Source organism: Mucilaginibacter sp. KACC 22773, assembly GCF_028736215.1.
Taxonomy (GTDB): Bacteria; Bacteroidota; Bacteroidia; order Sphingobacteriales; family Sphingobacteriaceae; genus Mucilaginibacter.
Genome location: NZ_CP117883.1, coordinates 5,976,881 through 5,993,491 on the forward strand (window position 1 = coordinate 5,976,881; position 16,611 = coordinate 5,993,491).

15 protein-coding genes are annotated in these 16,611 nt (G+C 42.2%); 10 read left to right on the top strand and 5 right to left on the bottom strand.

The annotated features are described in order from the left end of the window. Window positions 1–109: 109 nt before the first annotated feature. From PQ469_RS24790 to PQ469_RS24810, 5 genes are all read left to right on the top strand, one after another. Window positions 110–898 (top strand): LytR/AlgR family response regulator transcription factor, encoded by a 789-nt coding sequence (locus PQ469_RS24790; RefSeq protein WP_274210063.1) that lies wholly within the window; start codon window positions 110–112, stop codon window positions 896–898. 123 nt (window positions 899–1,021) lie between these two features. Beyond that, window positions 1,022–3,337 carry a TonB-dependent receptor gene (locus tag PQ469_RS24795; RefSeq protein WP_274210064.1) on the top strand — a complete coding sequence of 772 codons (2,316 nt, stop codon included), beginning with the start codon at window positions 1,022–1,024 and terminating at the stop codon, window positions 3,335–3,337. 3 nt (window positions 3,338–3,340) lie between these two features. After that, the gene (locus PQ469_RS24800) at window positions 3,341–4,141 is read left to right on the top strand and encodes a DUF4249 domain-containing protein (protein WP_274210065.1); all 801 of its coding nucleotides are present in this window, start codon (window positions 3,341–3,343) and stop codon (window positions 4,139–4,141) included. A gap of 212 nt (window positions 4,142–4,353) precedes the next feature. Continuing rightward, the gene (locus PQ469_RS24805) at window positions 4,354–5,205 is read left to right on the top strand and encodes a sensor histidine kinase (protein ID WP_274210066.1); all 852 of its coding nucleotides are present in this window, start codon (window positions 4,354–4,356) and stop codon (window positions 5,203–5,205) included. Between the two features lie 25 nt (window positions 5,206–5,230). Beyond that, complete coding sequence (locus tag PQ469_RS24810) at window positions 5,231–6,334, top strand: MBL fold metallo-hydrolase (protein WP_274210067.1); 1,104 nt, start codon at window positions 5,231–5,233, stop codon at window positions 6,332–6,334. Window positions 6,335–6,361: 27 nt separating this feature from the next. Here PQ469_RS24810 and PQ469_RS24815 read toward each other — a convergent pair whose 3' ends face one another. From PQ469_RS24815 to PQ469_RS24830, 4 genes are all read right to left on the bottom strand, one after another. Continuing rightward, window positions 6,362–6,772 (bottom strand): hypothetical protein, encoded by a 411-nt coding sequence (locus PQ469_RS24815; RefSeq protein ID WP_274210068.1) that lies wholly within the window; start codon window positions 6,770–6,772, stop codon window positions 6,362–6,364. Window positions 6,773–6,880: 108 nt separating this feature from the next. Further along, window positions 6,881–7,240 carry a hypothetical protein gene (locus tag PQ469_RS24820; RefSeq protein ID WP_274210069.1) on the bottom strand — a complete coding sequence of 120 codons (360 nt, stop codon included), beginning with the start codon at window positions 7,238–7,240 and terminating at the stop codon, window positions 6,881–6,883. Between the two features lie 290 nt (window positions 7,241–7,530). Then, window positions 7,531–8,088, bottom strand: a complete 558-nt coding sequence (locus PQ469_RS24825) for a hypothetical protein (protein WP_274210070.1) — start codon at window positions 8,086–8,088, stop codon at window positions 7,531–7,533. Between the two features lie 126 nt (window positions 8,089–8,214). Then, the gene (locus PQ469_RS24830; protein ID WP_274210071.1) at window positions 8,215–8,475 is read right to left on the bottom strand and encodes a hypothetical protein; all 261 of its coding nucleotides are present in this window, start codon (window positions 8,473–8,475) and stop codon (window positions 8,215–8,217) included. Between the two features lie 162 nt (window positions 8,476–8,637). Here PQ469_RS24830 and PQ469_RS24835 point away from each other — a divergent pair, with 162 nt between their 5' ends. Further along, complete coding sequence (locus PQ469_RS24835; protein WP_274210072.1) at window positions 8,638–8,856, top strand: helix-turn-helix domain-containing protein; 219 nt, start codon at window positions 8,638–8,640, stop codon at window positions 8,854–8,856. A 29-nt stretch (window positions 8,857–8,885) separates the two neighbouring features. On the opposite strand, the gene PQ469_RS24840 is transcribed toward PQ469_RS24835, so the two are convergent. Continuing rightward, window positions 8,886–9,524: a TetR/AcrR family transcriptional regulator gene (locus tag PQ469_RS24840; RefSeq protein ID WP_274210073.1), complete on the bottom strand. Its 639-nt coding sequence runs from the start codon at window positions 9,522–9,524 to the stop codon at window positions 8,886–8,888. Window positions 9,525–9,930: 406 nt separating this feature from the next. Here PQ469_RS24840 and PQ469_RS24845 point away from each other — a divergent pair, with 406 nt between their 5' ends. From PQ469_RS24845 to PQ469_RS24860, 4 genes are all read left to right on the top strand, one after another. After that, the gene (locus PQ469_RS24845) at window positions 9,931–10,683 is read left to right on the top strand and encodes a hypothetical protein (protein WP_274210074.1); all 753 of its coding nucleotides are present in this window, start codon (window positions 9,931–9,933) and stop codon (window positions 10,681–10,683) included. A gap of 576 nt (window positions 10,684–11,259) precedes the next feature. Beyond that, on the top strand, window positions 11,260–11,856 hold the full coding sequence (locus PQ469_RS24850; protein WP_274210075.1) for an RNA polymerase sigma-70 factor: 597 nt from the start codon (window positions 11,260–11,262) through the stop codon (window positions 11,854–11,856). 123 nt (window positions 11,857–11,979) lie between these two features. Then, window positions 11,980–12,966 carry a FecR family protein gene (locus tag PQ469_RS24855; protein ID WP_274210076.1) on the top strand — a complete coding sequence of 329 codons (987 nt, stop codon included), beginning with the start codon at window positions 11,980–11,982 and terminating at the stop codon, window positions 12,964–12,966. Between the two features lie 243 nt (window positions 12,967–13,209). After that, window positions 13,210–16,581 (top strand): SusC/RagA family TonB-linked outer membrane protein, encoded by a 3,372-nt coding sequence (locus PQ469_RS24860; RefSeq protein ID WP_274210077.1) that lies wholly within the window; start codon window positions 13,210–13,212, stop codon window positions 16,579–16,581. Window positions 16,582–16,611: the final 30 nt, after the last annotated feature.

Here is a 16,611-nt window from a genome sequence, read left to right on the forward strand (position 1 = left end):
CAAAGGGTGCTTGCTATAGTTATTGGGTAGTTTCGTATAATTCCTGACCCTGCTGTTCTATTCTGCTATAAATTAGAGCGTAACGCCTAAAAACACAAATCATCAGATTATGAATTGCATTATTGTTTCAGAAAACAGCAGGGAGAGGAAGTCGCTCGAATTGTTAATTGAAGAAAGGCCGGGTTTCAAATTACTCACGGCCCTTTGTAGCGTTAAGGAAGCAGTCGCTTTTATGAAATGCGTGGTCGTGGACTTGCTTATATTAGACAAGAAAAGTCCGGGAACCGCAGACCTTGTACTCGCCGATTCCATTCCTGCAGGTACCTTAATCATCTGTACCGGCACATTGAACAGCTACAGCGAACATGCTAAGTTGAGACAGTTAATATCCTTTCCGGAAAAATTCCGAGGAATATATTATCGAAAGTGCATGGATAAGGGCTTACCTGATCATATGGCAAATGACAGTCAGGGCGTATTAAGAATAGACCTGGCAGGAGAAGATTTTTTTTATGCGTTGAGAGACATTAGTTACCTAAAGATTTTTTTCAAGGATATCACCTACATTGAACAGGTGGGCAGTTCCGCAGTCTTACACCTGGAAAACGAAAAGCTGATAACCAATATGAATCTCAGCCATATCCAAACCTTTCTTCCGGCAAAATTCCAAAAGATAAGCCCTACACATATTATCAATATCGACCATACTATCCTGTTCGATCATCAAACACTATATGTTGGGCAGCAGAAGATCAGGATCAAAGGGTTGACAACACATTCATGTGATCCGGGCACATCCGAAAAACCGTCATGTAAAACCTGTCATCGCCAATGCCACAATTTTTCAAGTCCGGTAGGGTTGAAGGAAAATCACCATGTTTCTTTGTTGAATAAATAAATATTGAATTAGATTTTTAGGGGCCAAATACCTGCTTTGCTATAATTAACACTTGGTTTGGTATAATAACTCCTGTGCAACTTTCCACTACTGATAGATTTGAGCTTCACTATTTAACAAGCGATGCGAAAATCAATACACATACTCATTTTTCTACTTTCGGTGCTTGCCGCGCAGGCGCAAAAAAAAGTCACGATCAGCGGAACGATCACTTCGGGCGAAAAAGCCGAAGGTGTCGAATCTGCCACAGTAATGGCGGGTAACATTGGTGCGGTGTCTAACCGCAACGGTTACTATTCCATCAGCTTACCGAAAGGCAACTTTCAAATACGGTTCAGTGCTGTTGGCTTGCAATCCACATCCGTTCAGGTTTCCCTAAAAGCAGATACGGTAATAAACGTCGGTCTGCCCGCAGATGATAAGAAACTGGACGAAGTAACCATATTCGCTAATTCGAACAGGCGAAGCCTTGAAAACCCGCAGATGGGTGTCGAAAAACTTTCGGTTAAGCAAATGAACAAGATACCGGTGTTTATGGGTGAGCGGGACGTTTTAAAAACCATTCAGCTTCTTCCAGGTATCAAATCCGCGGGCGACGGGAACAGTGGCCTGTATGTCCGAGGCGGTGCAGCTGATCAAAACCTGATCCTGTTAGATGATGCCCCTATTTATAATGCCTCCCATGTGTTCGGGTTCTTTTCCACTTTTAATTCCGATGCGATCAAAGATCTTGCCGTATACAAGGGAGGAATGCCGGCACAATACGGGGGCAGGTTGTCATCTGTTATTGATGTAAAAATGAACGATGGAGACAACCAGGACTTTCATGTTGCCGGTGGGATCGGCCTCATCTCTTCCCGGCTTAATGTGGAGGGCCCGATACAAAAAGGAAAGTCATCCTTCCTGATCTCAGGGCGGCGTACTTATGTCGATGCTTTTTTAAGGCTGTCAGGAGATTCAACCATTAACCGCAATACCATTTACTTCTATGATATCAATGCAAAGATCACCTATGATCTGGGCAAAAAAGATAAGCTGTACTTTTCATTGTATAACGGGTCTGACAGATTAGGTATTACCAATAACTTTTTAGTGAACTGGGGTAATACGGCATCCACACTGCGCTGGAGTCATTCTTATAACAACAGACTGTTTGCCAATACTTCACTGATCTACAGCAATTATGACTATAACATCCAGGTACAGCAGGGTGTAAATGATGTTAACCTGTTCTCGCAGATTCGTGACTTCAACATTAAACATGAACTACAATGGTATTTATATCCTGATCACGAGCTGCGCATAGGTGTAAATGCGATCCACCATACAGTCAGGCCCGGAGAGGTAACGGCCTCGGACAGGTCAAGCTACAACAATACTATCCTGCAAAGAAGATATTCCTGGGAGAACGCGGCTTATATTGCTGACACCTGGAAAATATCGCCCAAGTTCAACATTAACTATGGCGCGAGGCTAACGGCTTTTAGTATTTTGGGTGCCGGTGATTTCTTCAATATCGATCCGGATGGCCGGGTGACGGACACCCTTAGCTACCGTTCCGGCCAGGTGGTAAAAACCTATTTGAATCTTGAGCCACGCGCGGCCGCAAGTTGCCAGTTGAACGGGCAATCTTCGGTAAAACTTTCTTACGCCCGTAATGTGCAGAATCTGCATTTGATCTCTAATTCTACGACGGCGACACCTACAGACAAATGGATAGCAAGTACGAATATTGTCAAGCCCGAAATTGCCGATCAATTCTCGCTAGGGTACTACCGCGACCTTTCAGCCGGAAAATATGAATTGACCGTAGAGACCTATTATAAGAATATGCAAAACCAGATCGACTATCGTGACGGCGCAGATGTACTTAACGGACAAAATAACATTGAATCGCAACTGCTTTTCGGTAAAGGGCGCGCCTATGGATTGGAAATGCAGCTTAAAAAGCAAACCGGGCCAATTACCGGATGGATAAGCTATACTTTGTCCAAGACGGAAAAGCAGATCATTGGTATCAATAATAATCAATGGTATGATGCCCGCCAGGACAGAACGCATGAAATAGCTGTAGTAGGCATGTACCAGATCTCGCCTAAATGGGAGCTTTCTGCCAGCTGGACCTATTATACCGGTAATGCAGTTTCCTTTCCAAGCGGAAAATACACGGTCAATGACCGGGTGTACTTTTATTATACAGAGCGGAATGGCTACCGCATGCCGGCCTATCACCGGCTTGACATAGGGGCCACCAAAAAGCTGAAACAAACCAAGAAGTACTCATCGGAACTTACGCTGAGCCTGTACAACGCTTACGGCCGGGAAAACCCATATACCATAGAGTTTGAAACGGCGGACAATGATCCGAACCGAACGGTTGTAAATCAAACCACCCTGTTCCGTTTCGTCCCGTCCATAGCCTACAATTTTAAATTTTAACACATGAAAAAGTACATCTATATAGCAATTGCCGGCATCCTGTTATTATTCAGCGCCTGTGAAAAAGAGATCCAGCTCGACCTGAATTCGGCCAATACCAAATATGTGATCGAAGGCATGGTAACAGATCAGCCCGGCCCGGCCGTAGTCGTGATCACGCAGACCAAAGATTTCAGTTCTGACAATAATTTCCCCGGAGTTGGCGGAGCTGCCGTGACCATTAGTGACAATAACGGTCCTGAGATAACACTCAATGAAATCACGGCGGGTCATTATGAAAGTTCAGCGGTCACCGGGGTGCCTGGTCATTCCTATGCCTTAAAAGTAGTCGTAAGCGGGCAGACCTTTACAGCGATTTCCTCGATACCGGCAATCGTCAAATTTGACAGCCTTTATGTTTCCAGTGAGGTGCTGATGGGTGATGACCGCAAGGTGGCAAACGTTATGTATAAAGATCCACCGGAAAGAGGCAATTCGTTTCACTATATCCAATATGTTAATAACCGGCGTACACGTTCGCTCTTTGCGGAGAATGATAACCTGACCAACGGTCGCAATGTAACCACCCAGCTCCGGGTTTACGGCGATGAAGGTGAAGATCATCCCATCGTAACCGGTGATTCCATCAGGGTGGAAATGCAGGGAATAGATCCTGGTGTCTACCTGTACTGGTTCAGCCTGCAGTCGGCATCCGGAAGGAGTAATGATGGCGCGCCGGCTAACCCGGTCACCAACATTAAAGGCGGGGCACTTGGCTATTTTAGTGCCCATAACGTCCAGGTTAAAACGGTAACAGTCCCTTAAATAGGTATACGATGAATGCGCTTATGACAACAGATTCGCTCAGCGATTTCTTTCTCCGATTTTTCACGAACCATAAGTTCAGGATCATCCGCCATTCGATCCTGATCCTATTACTAATTGCGAGCACCTGGAAGAATACGATCCCGGGGCCGATCAATGCAGTCGTTCATATAATACTGGCACTGCTGATCTTATCGCTGTTTTATTTTAACATGTATTATCTGGTCCCGACGTATCTTTTTAAGGACCGTTTTCTTAACTACTGTTTTCATATTGCTGCGATCATCAGCATCATTGTGATCTTGCTGGGTTTATTAAAATATATATGGGCGGTAGAACTCAATGAACCGCAACGCAGCGAAATGCAGGAATTGAACTTATTCAGTGTTGCATTTGTAGTCATTATGCTGATCGCGTCTTCTGCCACCATTAAATTATTTCAACGGCTTATTGTGGATTCACGACGCATCAATGAGTTGGAATCGATCACTGCAAAGGCCGAACTGGAGCAATTGAAAAACCAGATCACCCCGCATTTTTTATTCAATATGCTGAATAATGCCAACGTGCTGACCAAACGTGATCCGGAGAAGGCTTCGCAGGTGCTCATGAAATTAGGAGATCTGCTTCGCTACCAGTTATATGATAGTACGAGAGGATCCGTATTATTAACCGCCGACATTCATTTTTTAGAGGACTTTCTTAATTTGGAAAAGATCAGGCGCGACAATTTCCAAAGTATAATATCCAAGAACGGTGATTTAAGCGGTATTCAAATAGCGCCATTATTGTTCATTATCTTCGTTGAAAATGCCGTTAAACATAACATGGATGCAGAAGGAAGATCCTACGTACACTTATTTTTTACGGTGCATGAACACGAGTTACATTTCAAATGCGTGAATTCGAAACCTGTATCAAATAATTCACGCCCTAAACCGGGCGGACTGGGTCTGGTTAATATAGAGCGAAGGCTTCAATTGCTGTATCCCGAAAAACATAAATTAAACGTCATAGAAGACGTGGATTCATTCACTATTTACCTGACGATCAAATTGAATTAATTATCAGGTTACTCAAATCAGAAAAATGACAACCAAGCGTATTAAATATTTTGCGAGCCTCCTTTTGCTAACATTGGTGGCGGGAGCTGGATGCAGGTTGGTCAAGTCGATTGGTAAAAACCCGGACGGCGATTTGCTGACCCGGTTAGAGGCGCTGCCAAATTATAAAAACGGACAATTTCAAAACCTCGCTAATGAGCGCACCGATTCGGTAAATGCAAAGCGAAACAATAATTTTTTTTCAAAGTTCAATCGCCCATCGACGGTCAAACCTTCCTTGTCACTACCGTGGGTAAAAACAGATCTGAAAGCATTGTCCGGCAAACGGCCCACTGTTGTTTGGTTCGGGCATTCTTCACTACTCATCAAAACACCGCAGGGGAATATACTGATCGATCCTATTTTTAGTGGGCATGCCGGACCCATACCGTTTCTTGTAAAAGCGTTTGACGGCAGCGATCATTATAAGGCCAGGGATATGCCACCGATTGATGTGCTGATCATTTCGCACGACCATTACGACCACCTGGATTATCCAACCGTGAGAAAACTGAGAAAAAGCATTAAGATGGTGGTGGTACCGATGGGTGTCGGTTCTCACTTTGTTTATTGGGGTTTCGACCCTAAAAAGATCATTGAATTAAATTGGAATCAGTCGGTTGAACTGCCTGGTGGCCTCCAGATCACCGCTACACCCGCCCGCCATAGAAGCAACCGCACATTTACTCAAAATAAAACCCTTTGGGCATCTTATGTGATACAGTCGGGCGATCAAAAGTTATTTTATAGTGGGGATAGCGGCTATGGCCCGCATTTTAAAGAAATTGGCGAGCGCTATGGCCCATTTGATCTGGCCATGCTGGAATGCGGTCAATATAGTACCAACTGGCCATACACCCATATGATGCCAGGCCAAACCGCTCAGGCCGCGGCTGATCTGCGAGCCCGCACGATGCAGCCGGTGCATTGGGCAAAGTTTGCAGAGAGCGGACACCCATGGAACGAACCGGTCAACTTGTTGCTGCCCGCCGCAAAAAAATTAGGTATCGAAGTCAGCATACCGCTTATTGGACAACCCTATTCGTTGGGTGACCCACCGAAGGAAAAGGTGTGGTGGGCATTTAAGTGATGAGATGACAGCTGATTACTGTGGAGATTAACGGTTTAAAACAAACCGGTCCGGACCTGCTTCATAGGTAGCCAGTTTGCGGTCAACCAATCGCTGCCATACTGCCCGGCCTGCCGGCCACAAAGCTCCGCCGGAATCTGAAATAATGATTTTGTCGGGATAGACCCGTTGTGCCTCCTGGATCAAAGCTTCCGGAAGTCCTTTGCCTTGAAATAGTAACTGTTGGGTAGAATGGTCCTGCGTGTCGAACATGTCGGTCACTTTCATGTAGCGTTCTTCAAACGGAGCCACTTTAAAATCGAACCAGTTATTATCCTTTTGGTTAATGAACCGGGTTTTAAAACAGACCTTGGCTACACCATGAGAGGGCTGATTTTTCAACTCGTACTTAAAGTAGTACGGCTTTCCATCTTTGCCAATAGTTTTGATGAAACCCATCCCACAATATACGCATTTTCCTTTGTGCTTTCACCTCATTCACAGCAATTTCACATCAGCATTAAATCACCGTAAAACAGCCCCGGCTGTGCGGGGCCGCCGGTATTTTTAATAGCTATAGCTGCTGCTCACCATTTCCTGGTGCTTTTTGCTAAGTTCAGCGTAGCTCATGCCTTTACTGTTCGCGATGACCACAAATGATTTGATAACGGTCTCCCTCGTTTTCCAGTTGAAATAATAGACCAACGTTTCGCCCTGAAATGTGACGCTGATGGGGATAGGCAGGCGGTTGCGGTGCGCTTCGGCTAAGATCGCCATCCGCTGGCAAACGGAATGATATGCCTTTTCGTTGTCCCTGACCAATTTCAATTGCATTGCCAGTTTTTCCAACTGGCAGCGGCGCAGATCAAGTACAGGTTTGAGTTTACTTCTTTTAGGCTTAACAAGCTTTTTTTGAAGGTCATTCATCAGTTGCCATTCCGCGTAATCAGGACAACGTTCTGAACTTCTTGCAAGGCAAAAAGCTGGTTTTGTTTAAAAACCTGTGATATCCGAGGTGTATATATACAGATCAAGGTCGGGATCAGCGATAAAAATGTAAACAACGCCTTCCTATCATATTGCCGAATATAGAATTTAAGGCTCAAAATCCAGATCAGCGTAGTGGGCTATCAATACCTTAGACTTTTGCAGATTATCCAATAACGTTTTTGATTCCATTGGTTATAGTTTATAAATCTAAGTAAACAATGCTGTTACTAATTTGCTCCAGTTTTTAATTTTTGGTAATCATACGCATTATCAGGATCTAACTGTGCTAACTCATCATAGTATTGATTGGCGAGCTCCTTATAGTAGTCATGCTTTTTTTTCCGTTCAGCTAATTGCTTGTCGTTAAAACGCCATGTTTCGATCGGGGCGTACCTGGAGACTAATTCATTGCAAATCTGAGCTCTTAATACCTTTAAACTAACGCTCTGCATTTTTAAGCTATCCGCTCTGTCCACCATTTTCCTGGCTAATAAAAGTCTGTTGATCGCCTGATTGGTTTCTAAATCCGGGTTCAAAACAAAGCTGTTATACTGTACATAGAACAAAGCCCGATAGAATAAACTGGTAGTATCGTTCTTATTGGCTTTTAGTTTTCTGTCCAGACTATCAATAAAGGGTGCATACTTGCTTTCATTCCTTTCCAGGGATGAATTACCCACGAAAATTATACCGCTTACCACCTTGACTGGCGGCTGCGCCTGTGTGGTGTGCATCAAAAAAAACATGGTAATTGTTAATAAGCAGCAGTTGGCGAACGTTTTCATAATAGCCTTTCAAAGGTGCAGGGAAAATAAACAACGTGGTACATTACAAATTAAAGTGCATTTTTTATTCAAAGTGGTGAGATAGCAGATAAAATCAAACTGACATCTTCCCGGTGTAATCAACCACTATGTTTCACTTTCATTCTGACCTGATATTTCGGCCTTCCGATAAATACAATCCACGAAGGCCTTCAATTGCTCAGGAAAGCCGGTGGTGTCCTGCCCGTTTAATTTGCAGAGATCAATTCCCTTTCCTTCCAGGCTCTTACCAAACCATTCGTCCAGATCAAGTTTAAACTGCTCAAACGGAACACGGGAAAAGTGTTCCATAATTCCCGAAAGCGAACTGAAATCAGGTTGTTTATTTTGAGGACATTTTTTCGCCATGCCATATCAATTAAGATGCTAAGTGATGCTGTTAAACTAAATTAACTAATTTCGATTTTCTAAACAAGTATATTGAATTTCTACCCAAATTCAAATAAATTGTTTCTTTAACTATTACAGATGTACATTAATTCTAAATATATGTTTAGAATTTGACAATTAATGACAGATTTAGGTCTCTTTTTATCAAAACGATCTGTAAATAAAGCCGAAATATCCAGGCGAACGGGAATCAGTAAATCCCGCCTGACCCAGCTTTCCAATAGCAATACCACCAAATTGACCGCCGAAGAACTCTACCGGATCGCGTTATCGATCCAGGTTTCTCCCTGTGAACTATTAACGTTTGTTTGCAGCAAAATTACCTTACCGGAAATATAGCACCGGCAAAATAATGTTGAGACCTGTTTTCAGCTGTTTTGTTGCCCCTCATTTGCATTTCCTGCATGATATGCCCAGCTGACGATCATTTCAATGGCTTTGAGCATTTCATTTCTTCCTTCTTCGGTAGCGATATCAATGTCGGAAAATACGCCGCCATTAAATCGGGTATGTAAAATCGTATAATAAATACCACCGACCAGCAAGGCTGACACTGCCCGGAAATTAACGCCTGAATTGGCAAAATGCTGATCTGTCAATTCAAACAACTTTTGCCCCATGCTTTCACGCGCATTATGAATACTGCGCATTAAGGGGCTGTTGGTAGATACCTCCCAGAGGATTAGCTTTTGCATTTGTTTATCCAGGAAAAAGTACCTGAACTGGTTTTGCAGGATATCGGTAATGAGCTTTTGATTATCGTTATAAGATCTTTGGTCAATGAGCTCCTGCACACGGTCGGCAAATGCCATCCAATAGTCGGTTTCTAAAATATATGCCTCCACCAGATTATCAAAATCCCTTTCAAAATAATCGTAGATCAGTTTTTTAGTTACCCCGGCCTGCTTCGCCACTTTGTTCACACCTAAGCCGGTATGTCCTTCCTTCCGGAAGATCTCGCCCACAGCATCGATTAATTTTCTTTTCGTTAGTTCTCTATTTCGCATGGTATAAGATGTTAGGTCTTAAAAGGTAGCCTTTAACAAAAGGCTGATATTAATAAAATTGAGATATTTAGAACTGCTTATTTGAGCCCGGCACAAGCAGGATAGGGGGCATAAATTGCATGCCCTTTAGCGAAGTGGAAACCGGTGAAACGGTATTAAATAAGCGTAAACCGATCAATTCCCTGCTGGATTTGGGGACACTATGTGGTTAGCTGATATAGTTAAGATTCAAATGTACAACCTGATTGGATTAAAAAAATAATATAAATCAAACAAAAGATTAATGATTTCAAACTATTTAATCATGGTAATCAGCCGTTTATCATGTACATATCACTTTTTAATAAATCTCGCTGTTCAGTGCATTTTGAGGGGTAACCCGGCTACCTTTGCAAAAATTTAAAATATGGAATGGCATTTACCTGCGAATAAACCAAGCGAATACAAAACACGGGATTATGGCACCATGGTCTATTGCGATAGCCAGCGTTATTACGTCGGCAGCCTGGGCCTTGATGGCAAATGGTACGACCGGGATTCGGATGAAGTTTTGGAAGCGATAGATGCCTGGGCATTTTTGCCGGAAGAGCCGACCGCGATTGAACACCTCCCCTCCGGGGAAGAATGGAATGCCGGTAACGGGCCCGTCAAACCAACTTACCAACATTTCCTGTTAGCAGATACGGCTACCGGCGAAATCACTTATAAAAATATTAGCAGTCGTTATTTCGACAGCAAAAATAAAACCTTCCCGGAAGTAAGTCATTGGATGGCCTTGCCAAACCTTCCCTTACGGCTTGCCAATTCACCCCGCATTTTAAAAAGTAAGAAAGAGATTCTGGATCATTTAAAGCAAAAGCCCGAATTAAAGGCCCTGGTGCTGGAGCCTTTCAATGATGCCTGCCTGGCACTGGCTATTGATGAAATCTACAATACCACGACGAATGGGGTTCGGCGAAATTACATCTTATCCGGTGGTGACCTGATCAGGGAAATCATCAGCCGCTGGGCATTTCGTGTTAACAATGCTTTAAACGAAGCCAGGGGCAACACCTTCGTCGAAATTTCTTTTGACCAGGTTCAGTTGCCAGCAGGTAAAAAGCAGCAGGAAGAAATAGAGGCAACCCTTGACCTGGTAACCAGTGCCATGCTGGCCTGACGAAGCCGTCCTCTTTAATACCATATATAACTTGTCTGAGGCTGTTGCCGATTAGTGTATTGATTGGCCAGCCGATCAGGTAAAACGACGATTATTCATTACACAGCGCAATCCCGTATGAGATAGTATTGTCCTTAATAGCAGGGTCAGTTTAAAAAAATATTTTGGTTAGATCTGCGGACATCCATCGCCTTATCAAAAGTTGCCCAGACAACTATCCGGCGGTTGACCATTCTTGTAAATACAGTCGCAGAAAACCTGGCAAGCCAAGGTAGCACCTTTAAATAAACTGTAATTACTTAACGTTTCGGAAGATCCATTTGATCGCTACGTATATAAGGGTTAAAAATTATGGTAGACAGACACTTGAGGATGGTTATATAAATCTGTTTCTTAATTTTGTATTGCGGTATTATTGAATTAGGACTTGTAGGTCATAATAATTATCTCAACCAATACTTTCGCAATAAACCAATTATTGACTCATTTAAAATTGTTATCATTAAATAAGTTCGTAGCTTTATTTAATCTGCCAATTTTATAAGGATAACTATTTAAGTGTTCTAGCCTATATTTATGCTTAATAAAGATCATATTCTTTGTTCGGATCATCAACTGCTGAAATTATTACAAGAAGATAGTAAGGAAGCGTTTGACCTGATTTATAAAAGATACTGGGAACAGCTTTTTGAGTATGTGGCTAACGTGGTGAAAGACAACGATGAAGCTAAGGATATTGTGCAGGAACTGTTTGTAACGCTGTGGCTTCGCAGAATGGAACTGTGCGAACTCAAATCATTAAAAGCATACCTGTTTACTGCTGCGAGGAATAAAGGATTAACTTATATCCGGGATAACATCTCCAGGAATAAATACTTAGAGTCACTTACTTTATTTTTTGATCTGGAATATGATTCGGTTATTCAGCAAATGGAAGCCAATGAGCTAACTTTATTTATTGATAAAGAAATTGCCAAGCTGCCGCCTAAGATGAGGGAAGTTTTCATTTTGAGTAGAAAGGAAAACCTTTCGCACAAACTCATATCGGAAAAACTGAAAATTTCTGATAAAACCGTTAAAAAGCAAATCAATAACGTTTTGAAGCATTTCCGTTTAAAACTGGCTGAAAAAACACTTTACCTGATTGCCTGCCTCACGCTCTTATTAAAATAGAGACGTAATGACCCCCTGTCTCTTAAATAGAGATTCTTCGTCTGATTTCAGTTGATTGAAAATTTTTAGATTTTATCTACTACCAGCCATCGCTCTTTGAGTCTTTATTATAGAATCTCCAAAATGACCAAAAAAGAAGCAAAAGATCTTTTAAAACGCTACCATAGCGGCCACTGCACGCCCGAAGAAAAACAAAGGATAGAGGCATGGTATGACATGTTAGCTCAATCAGGTGACATACAATGGACTCCGGAAGAAAAACAATTACTAAGTGACGAGCTCAAAACTGCCATAGATGCCCGGATAAAAAAACCTAAAGGACTGATCGTTTATTTGAAACCAGCTTTAGTGGCAGCATCAATATTGCTTTTCTTCGGCATTGGCTACCTCACAAAAACACACTGGACCAATACTATTTTCAAACCCGTTCAGGATACCTATACGGAAAGGATTGTCCCTTCCGGCGAAAAGCTAACACTTACCTTAAGTGACAGTTCAGTTATTATACTTGGCGGTGGAAGCCGGGTGCGCTATCCCGAGAATTTCACCCAAAAAATTCGTCAAGTTGAACTTTTAGAAGGCGAAGCTTACTTTGACATCAAGCATGATGCGCACAGGCCCTTTATAGTTAACGCAGCAGGTACCCAGATCAATGTATTAGGAACAGCCTTTAATGTTCGGGCCTTTAAATTTTTGAAGAATGTCCAGGTTACCGTAACGAGAGGTAAAGTTTCCGTGAAGTCTCTTACAGATCATAGAAATGAGCCCGCACGCAACGTCACCCTCTTACCAAATGAACAGGTAACAATAGGGAAAGTTGATGGCGAAATCCATAAAAGACATATCAAAGCGACCGATTTTGCAGGATGGATCCAGGGCAAGTACAAGTTCGATGATGAAACACTGGCAAATGTAGCCGGTATGCTTGAATCCTATTACAAAATCAACATACGGTTCAGTACGGAGGACTTGAAAAGTATTCGCTTTAGTTCGGAGTTTGATAGTACAGATAAACTGGATGATTTGCTCTTTGCCATTTGTAACGCTAATAATTTAACCTACACACAAAGCGGTCAGAATATTTTACTAAGCCTTAAAATTAAACACTAACCAAATCAACCAATTATTAACCTTTAAATAAAAAGTATGAGATAAAATTACACACCTCAAAAAATTAATAAACCGGTATGAATTTGACTTTCATACCGGTTAGATCAATTGAAGAATCAGCTTTGTAACGCCAATCACTCACTGATTTTCAATGCGAATTAGTAAACATAATTATTCACTTAATCACATTTCAAAGGTATGGAAAAATATACCAACCTCCTCATGCCGTTAATTTTACGCATCATGAAGCTTACTTTCTATATGGTCATATTTGTTGCCCTGAGTACCCAATTACTTTGGGCGAGCGCTTCGAACGGACAGATATTAGATAATACCAAAATAAGTTTACAGGCCGAAAACAAGAGCCTGAAATCTATTTTAAAAGATATTGAGGGTAAAACCAGTATCCGTTTCACTTACAACGAAAACCTGATCAAGCAATATCAGCATGTAACTGTAACAGAAACCGAACAAACAGTTGCGGCAATCTTGCAAAACATTTTTAACAATACTGATCTGGGCTACATAGAAAAGAAGAACAAAGTAATTATTGTAGAAAGGTCAAAACCAAAAGTTGAATTGTTAGACGGCAGAGAAAATGCGGCAGCAACGATAACGGTTAAAGGAAATGTAACCGACGATAAAGGAGAAACCTTATCAGGCGTAAGTGTAATGGTAAAAGGCACTACTATAGGTACGACTACCAATTCATCGGGGGAATACCTGCTTAAACTTACGGATACCACCGGTGCGGTGTTGCTTTTTTCCTATATGGGTTTTGAAACCAAAGAGATACGTTTAAACGGGCGTACTACCATAAACGTTAGCCTTGCTGCATCTTCAAATAGTTTAAAAGAAATTGTAGTAGTCAGCTACGGAACGCAAAAAACACATGAAGTAACGGGCTCCATCGGCCAGGTAAATGCGGCAGAGTTAAAGGATATACCTGTTCCAAATATCGGGCAAAGGCTGCAGGGAAAAATTGCCGGTGTGCAAATAAATCAAAATTCCGGCACCCCCGGAGCTGAGCTGAGTTTCCGTATCCGCGGTTCGGCGTCAATCAATGCGGGGAATGACCCTTTAATAGTGATTGACGGTTTCCCGTCACAAAATGGGCTTCAATCCATCAGCCCCGATGAAATTGAAACCATTACCGTTTTAAAAGACGCGTCCGCATCCTCTTTATACGGCTCACGTGCGAGCAACGGCGTTATTCTGGTTACCACCAAACATGCTAAAGTTGGGCAAAAAAGCCTCGACTTCAGCACATATACAGGTATCGAATCGGTATCCAATCATGGTAAACCTGATTTAATGAATGGTGTAGAGTTTGCTCAATTTAAAAAAGAGTATTACGAGGATGCTGCAAAATATGAAGGTTACACAGGTGGTGTTCCGGCAGTATATCAAAACCCTTCTCAGTATGCCAATAATCCGGGAACTAATTGGTTTGATCTGTTGTTGCGAAATGCAGTCACGCAAAAATATAACCTTGCCTTCAGCTCAGGAACTACAGATCTGCAGTCGGCATCAAATATAAATTACAGTAAACAACAAGGTGTTATGCTAAATTCTTTCGATGAAAGGTTTACCGGCAGAACAAATAATGTTTATAAGGCTTCAGACAGGCTCACTCTGGGTTTCAACCTTAATGTTTCTGCCAGCAATAACCAGGTGGTGCCAGGGTTGGATAATGGGCGCAATCTGATCGAGGGTGCTTACCTGATGGATCCTACCCTTAAATATCAAAATCCGGATGGCACATACCCAATATCCTTTTCACAGCCGGGGATGTTTAACAATCCAAACTATTATCTGGTATTAACGCAAATTACCAACCGCACTAAGCAAACGACAGTGCTCGCAAACGCTTTTGCCGAATTTAAGATTATTGATGGCCTTAAATTTAAATCGAGCATTAATATCAGTAACAATAATACCGTTAACAAGCAGTTTATACCCTCTACGGCACAGGGAGGATTATTCAGCGCCCCGCCAAATCCCGCTACAGGCCAGTATGCGACTAGCAGCTATACAACCTGGTTAACTGAAAACACACTGAATTATCAAAAAACTTTAGGAGGTAAGCATAATTTTGATGTATTGGCAGGTTATACAGCTCAAAAATATAGCCTTGAAAATGCAAGCATAAGCGCTACTGACTTTCCTGACGATGATGTGCAAACGATAAATGCGGCAACAACCAGAATAGGAAATATTGATCTTAACAACATTGGTCAGTGGAGTTTAATATCTTATCTGGGCCGTTTTAATTACAATTATGACAGTAAATATCTGGTTTCATTGGCCTTCAGAAGAGATGGGTCTTCAAAATTTGGCGATAATACCAAGTACGGTAATTTTCCTTCCGTTTCGGTAGGATGGGTAGCTTCTGATGAAGAGTTTATAAAAAATATCAAGCCAATCAGCTTTCTTAAATTAAGGGGTAGCTATGGTAAAGTCGGAAACAATAATATTGGGTTCTACCGTTACCTGGGGACGGTTGACTTAAATAATTATGTGTTCGGTGGCGTTATTACGCCCGGTAAATCACTCAGCGGAATTGGAAATAACGATTTGACCTGGGAAACAAGTAAGAGTTACGATATAGGTTTGGATCTTGAATTATTTAACAGCCGTTTGTCTTTCACCTATGACTACTATAGGAAAACCACAAGCGGCTTGTTATATCAGGTTGCTATACCGGAACAATCCGGTTTTTCTTCCATTTGGACCAATATCGGAGAGTTTAAATTTTGGGGCCACGAATTCACCATCGGCAGCAAAAACTTAACAGGCGCGTTGAAGTGGAATACCAATTTTAATATCTCTTTCGACCGCAACCTGGTTGTAAAATTAGGGCTAAACAATACGCCGATCGGTGGTACCGGTGAAGCCTGGGATGACAACCGGACTGCAGTGGGCCATCCGATCGGTCTGTTCTACGGTTACATCAACACCGGCGTGTACATGACGCAGCAGGAATTTGATACCCAACCTCATGACGCTACTGCTATGGTTGGAACGGCCAGGTTCAAAGATGTTAGCGGACCGAACGGGGTTCCGGATGGAAAAATTGACAGCTACGACAGAACCTGGATCGGAAACCCAAATCCTGACTTTGTTTACGGTATAACCAATACTTTCAGTTACAAAGATTATGATTTAAGTATCGTTATGGCCGGAACCGTTGGCAATGACATTGCCGATGATGCTTTTCAATCAACTGAAAATCTTGATGGGGTATTTAACGTGAGGAAAGGGGTGGCAAACAGATGGAGGTCATTGGAGAATCCCGGTGATGGCGTATATCCAAGAACTTTTACCGGGACTACGGCTGACTTCCGTAATTTTACGACGAGGCAAGTTTTCTCAGGCACTTACCTTGCTGTAAAAAATATCACGTTCGGTTATACACTGCCGATAAAAAAAACCTCATCATTCAAAAGTTTACGAGTTTTTGCAAGTGCTCAAAACCCATTCATTTTCACAAAATATCCAGGGATGAATCCTGAGGTCGGAATTGCAGGCTTAAATGGATTAAACCAGGGTCGCGATTTTACCGCATACCCCATCTCCAGGGTATATTCATTGGGCATTAATGCCAGGTTTTAGTTTAATACAGTATTAATTTAACAAGAAGCA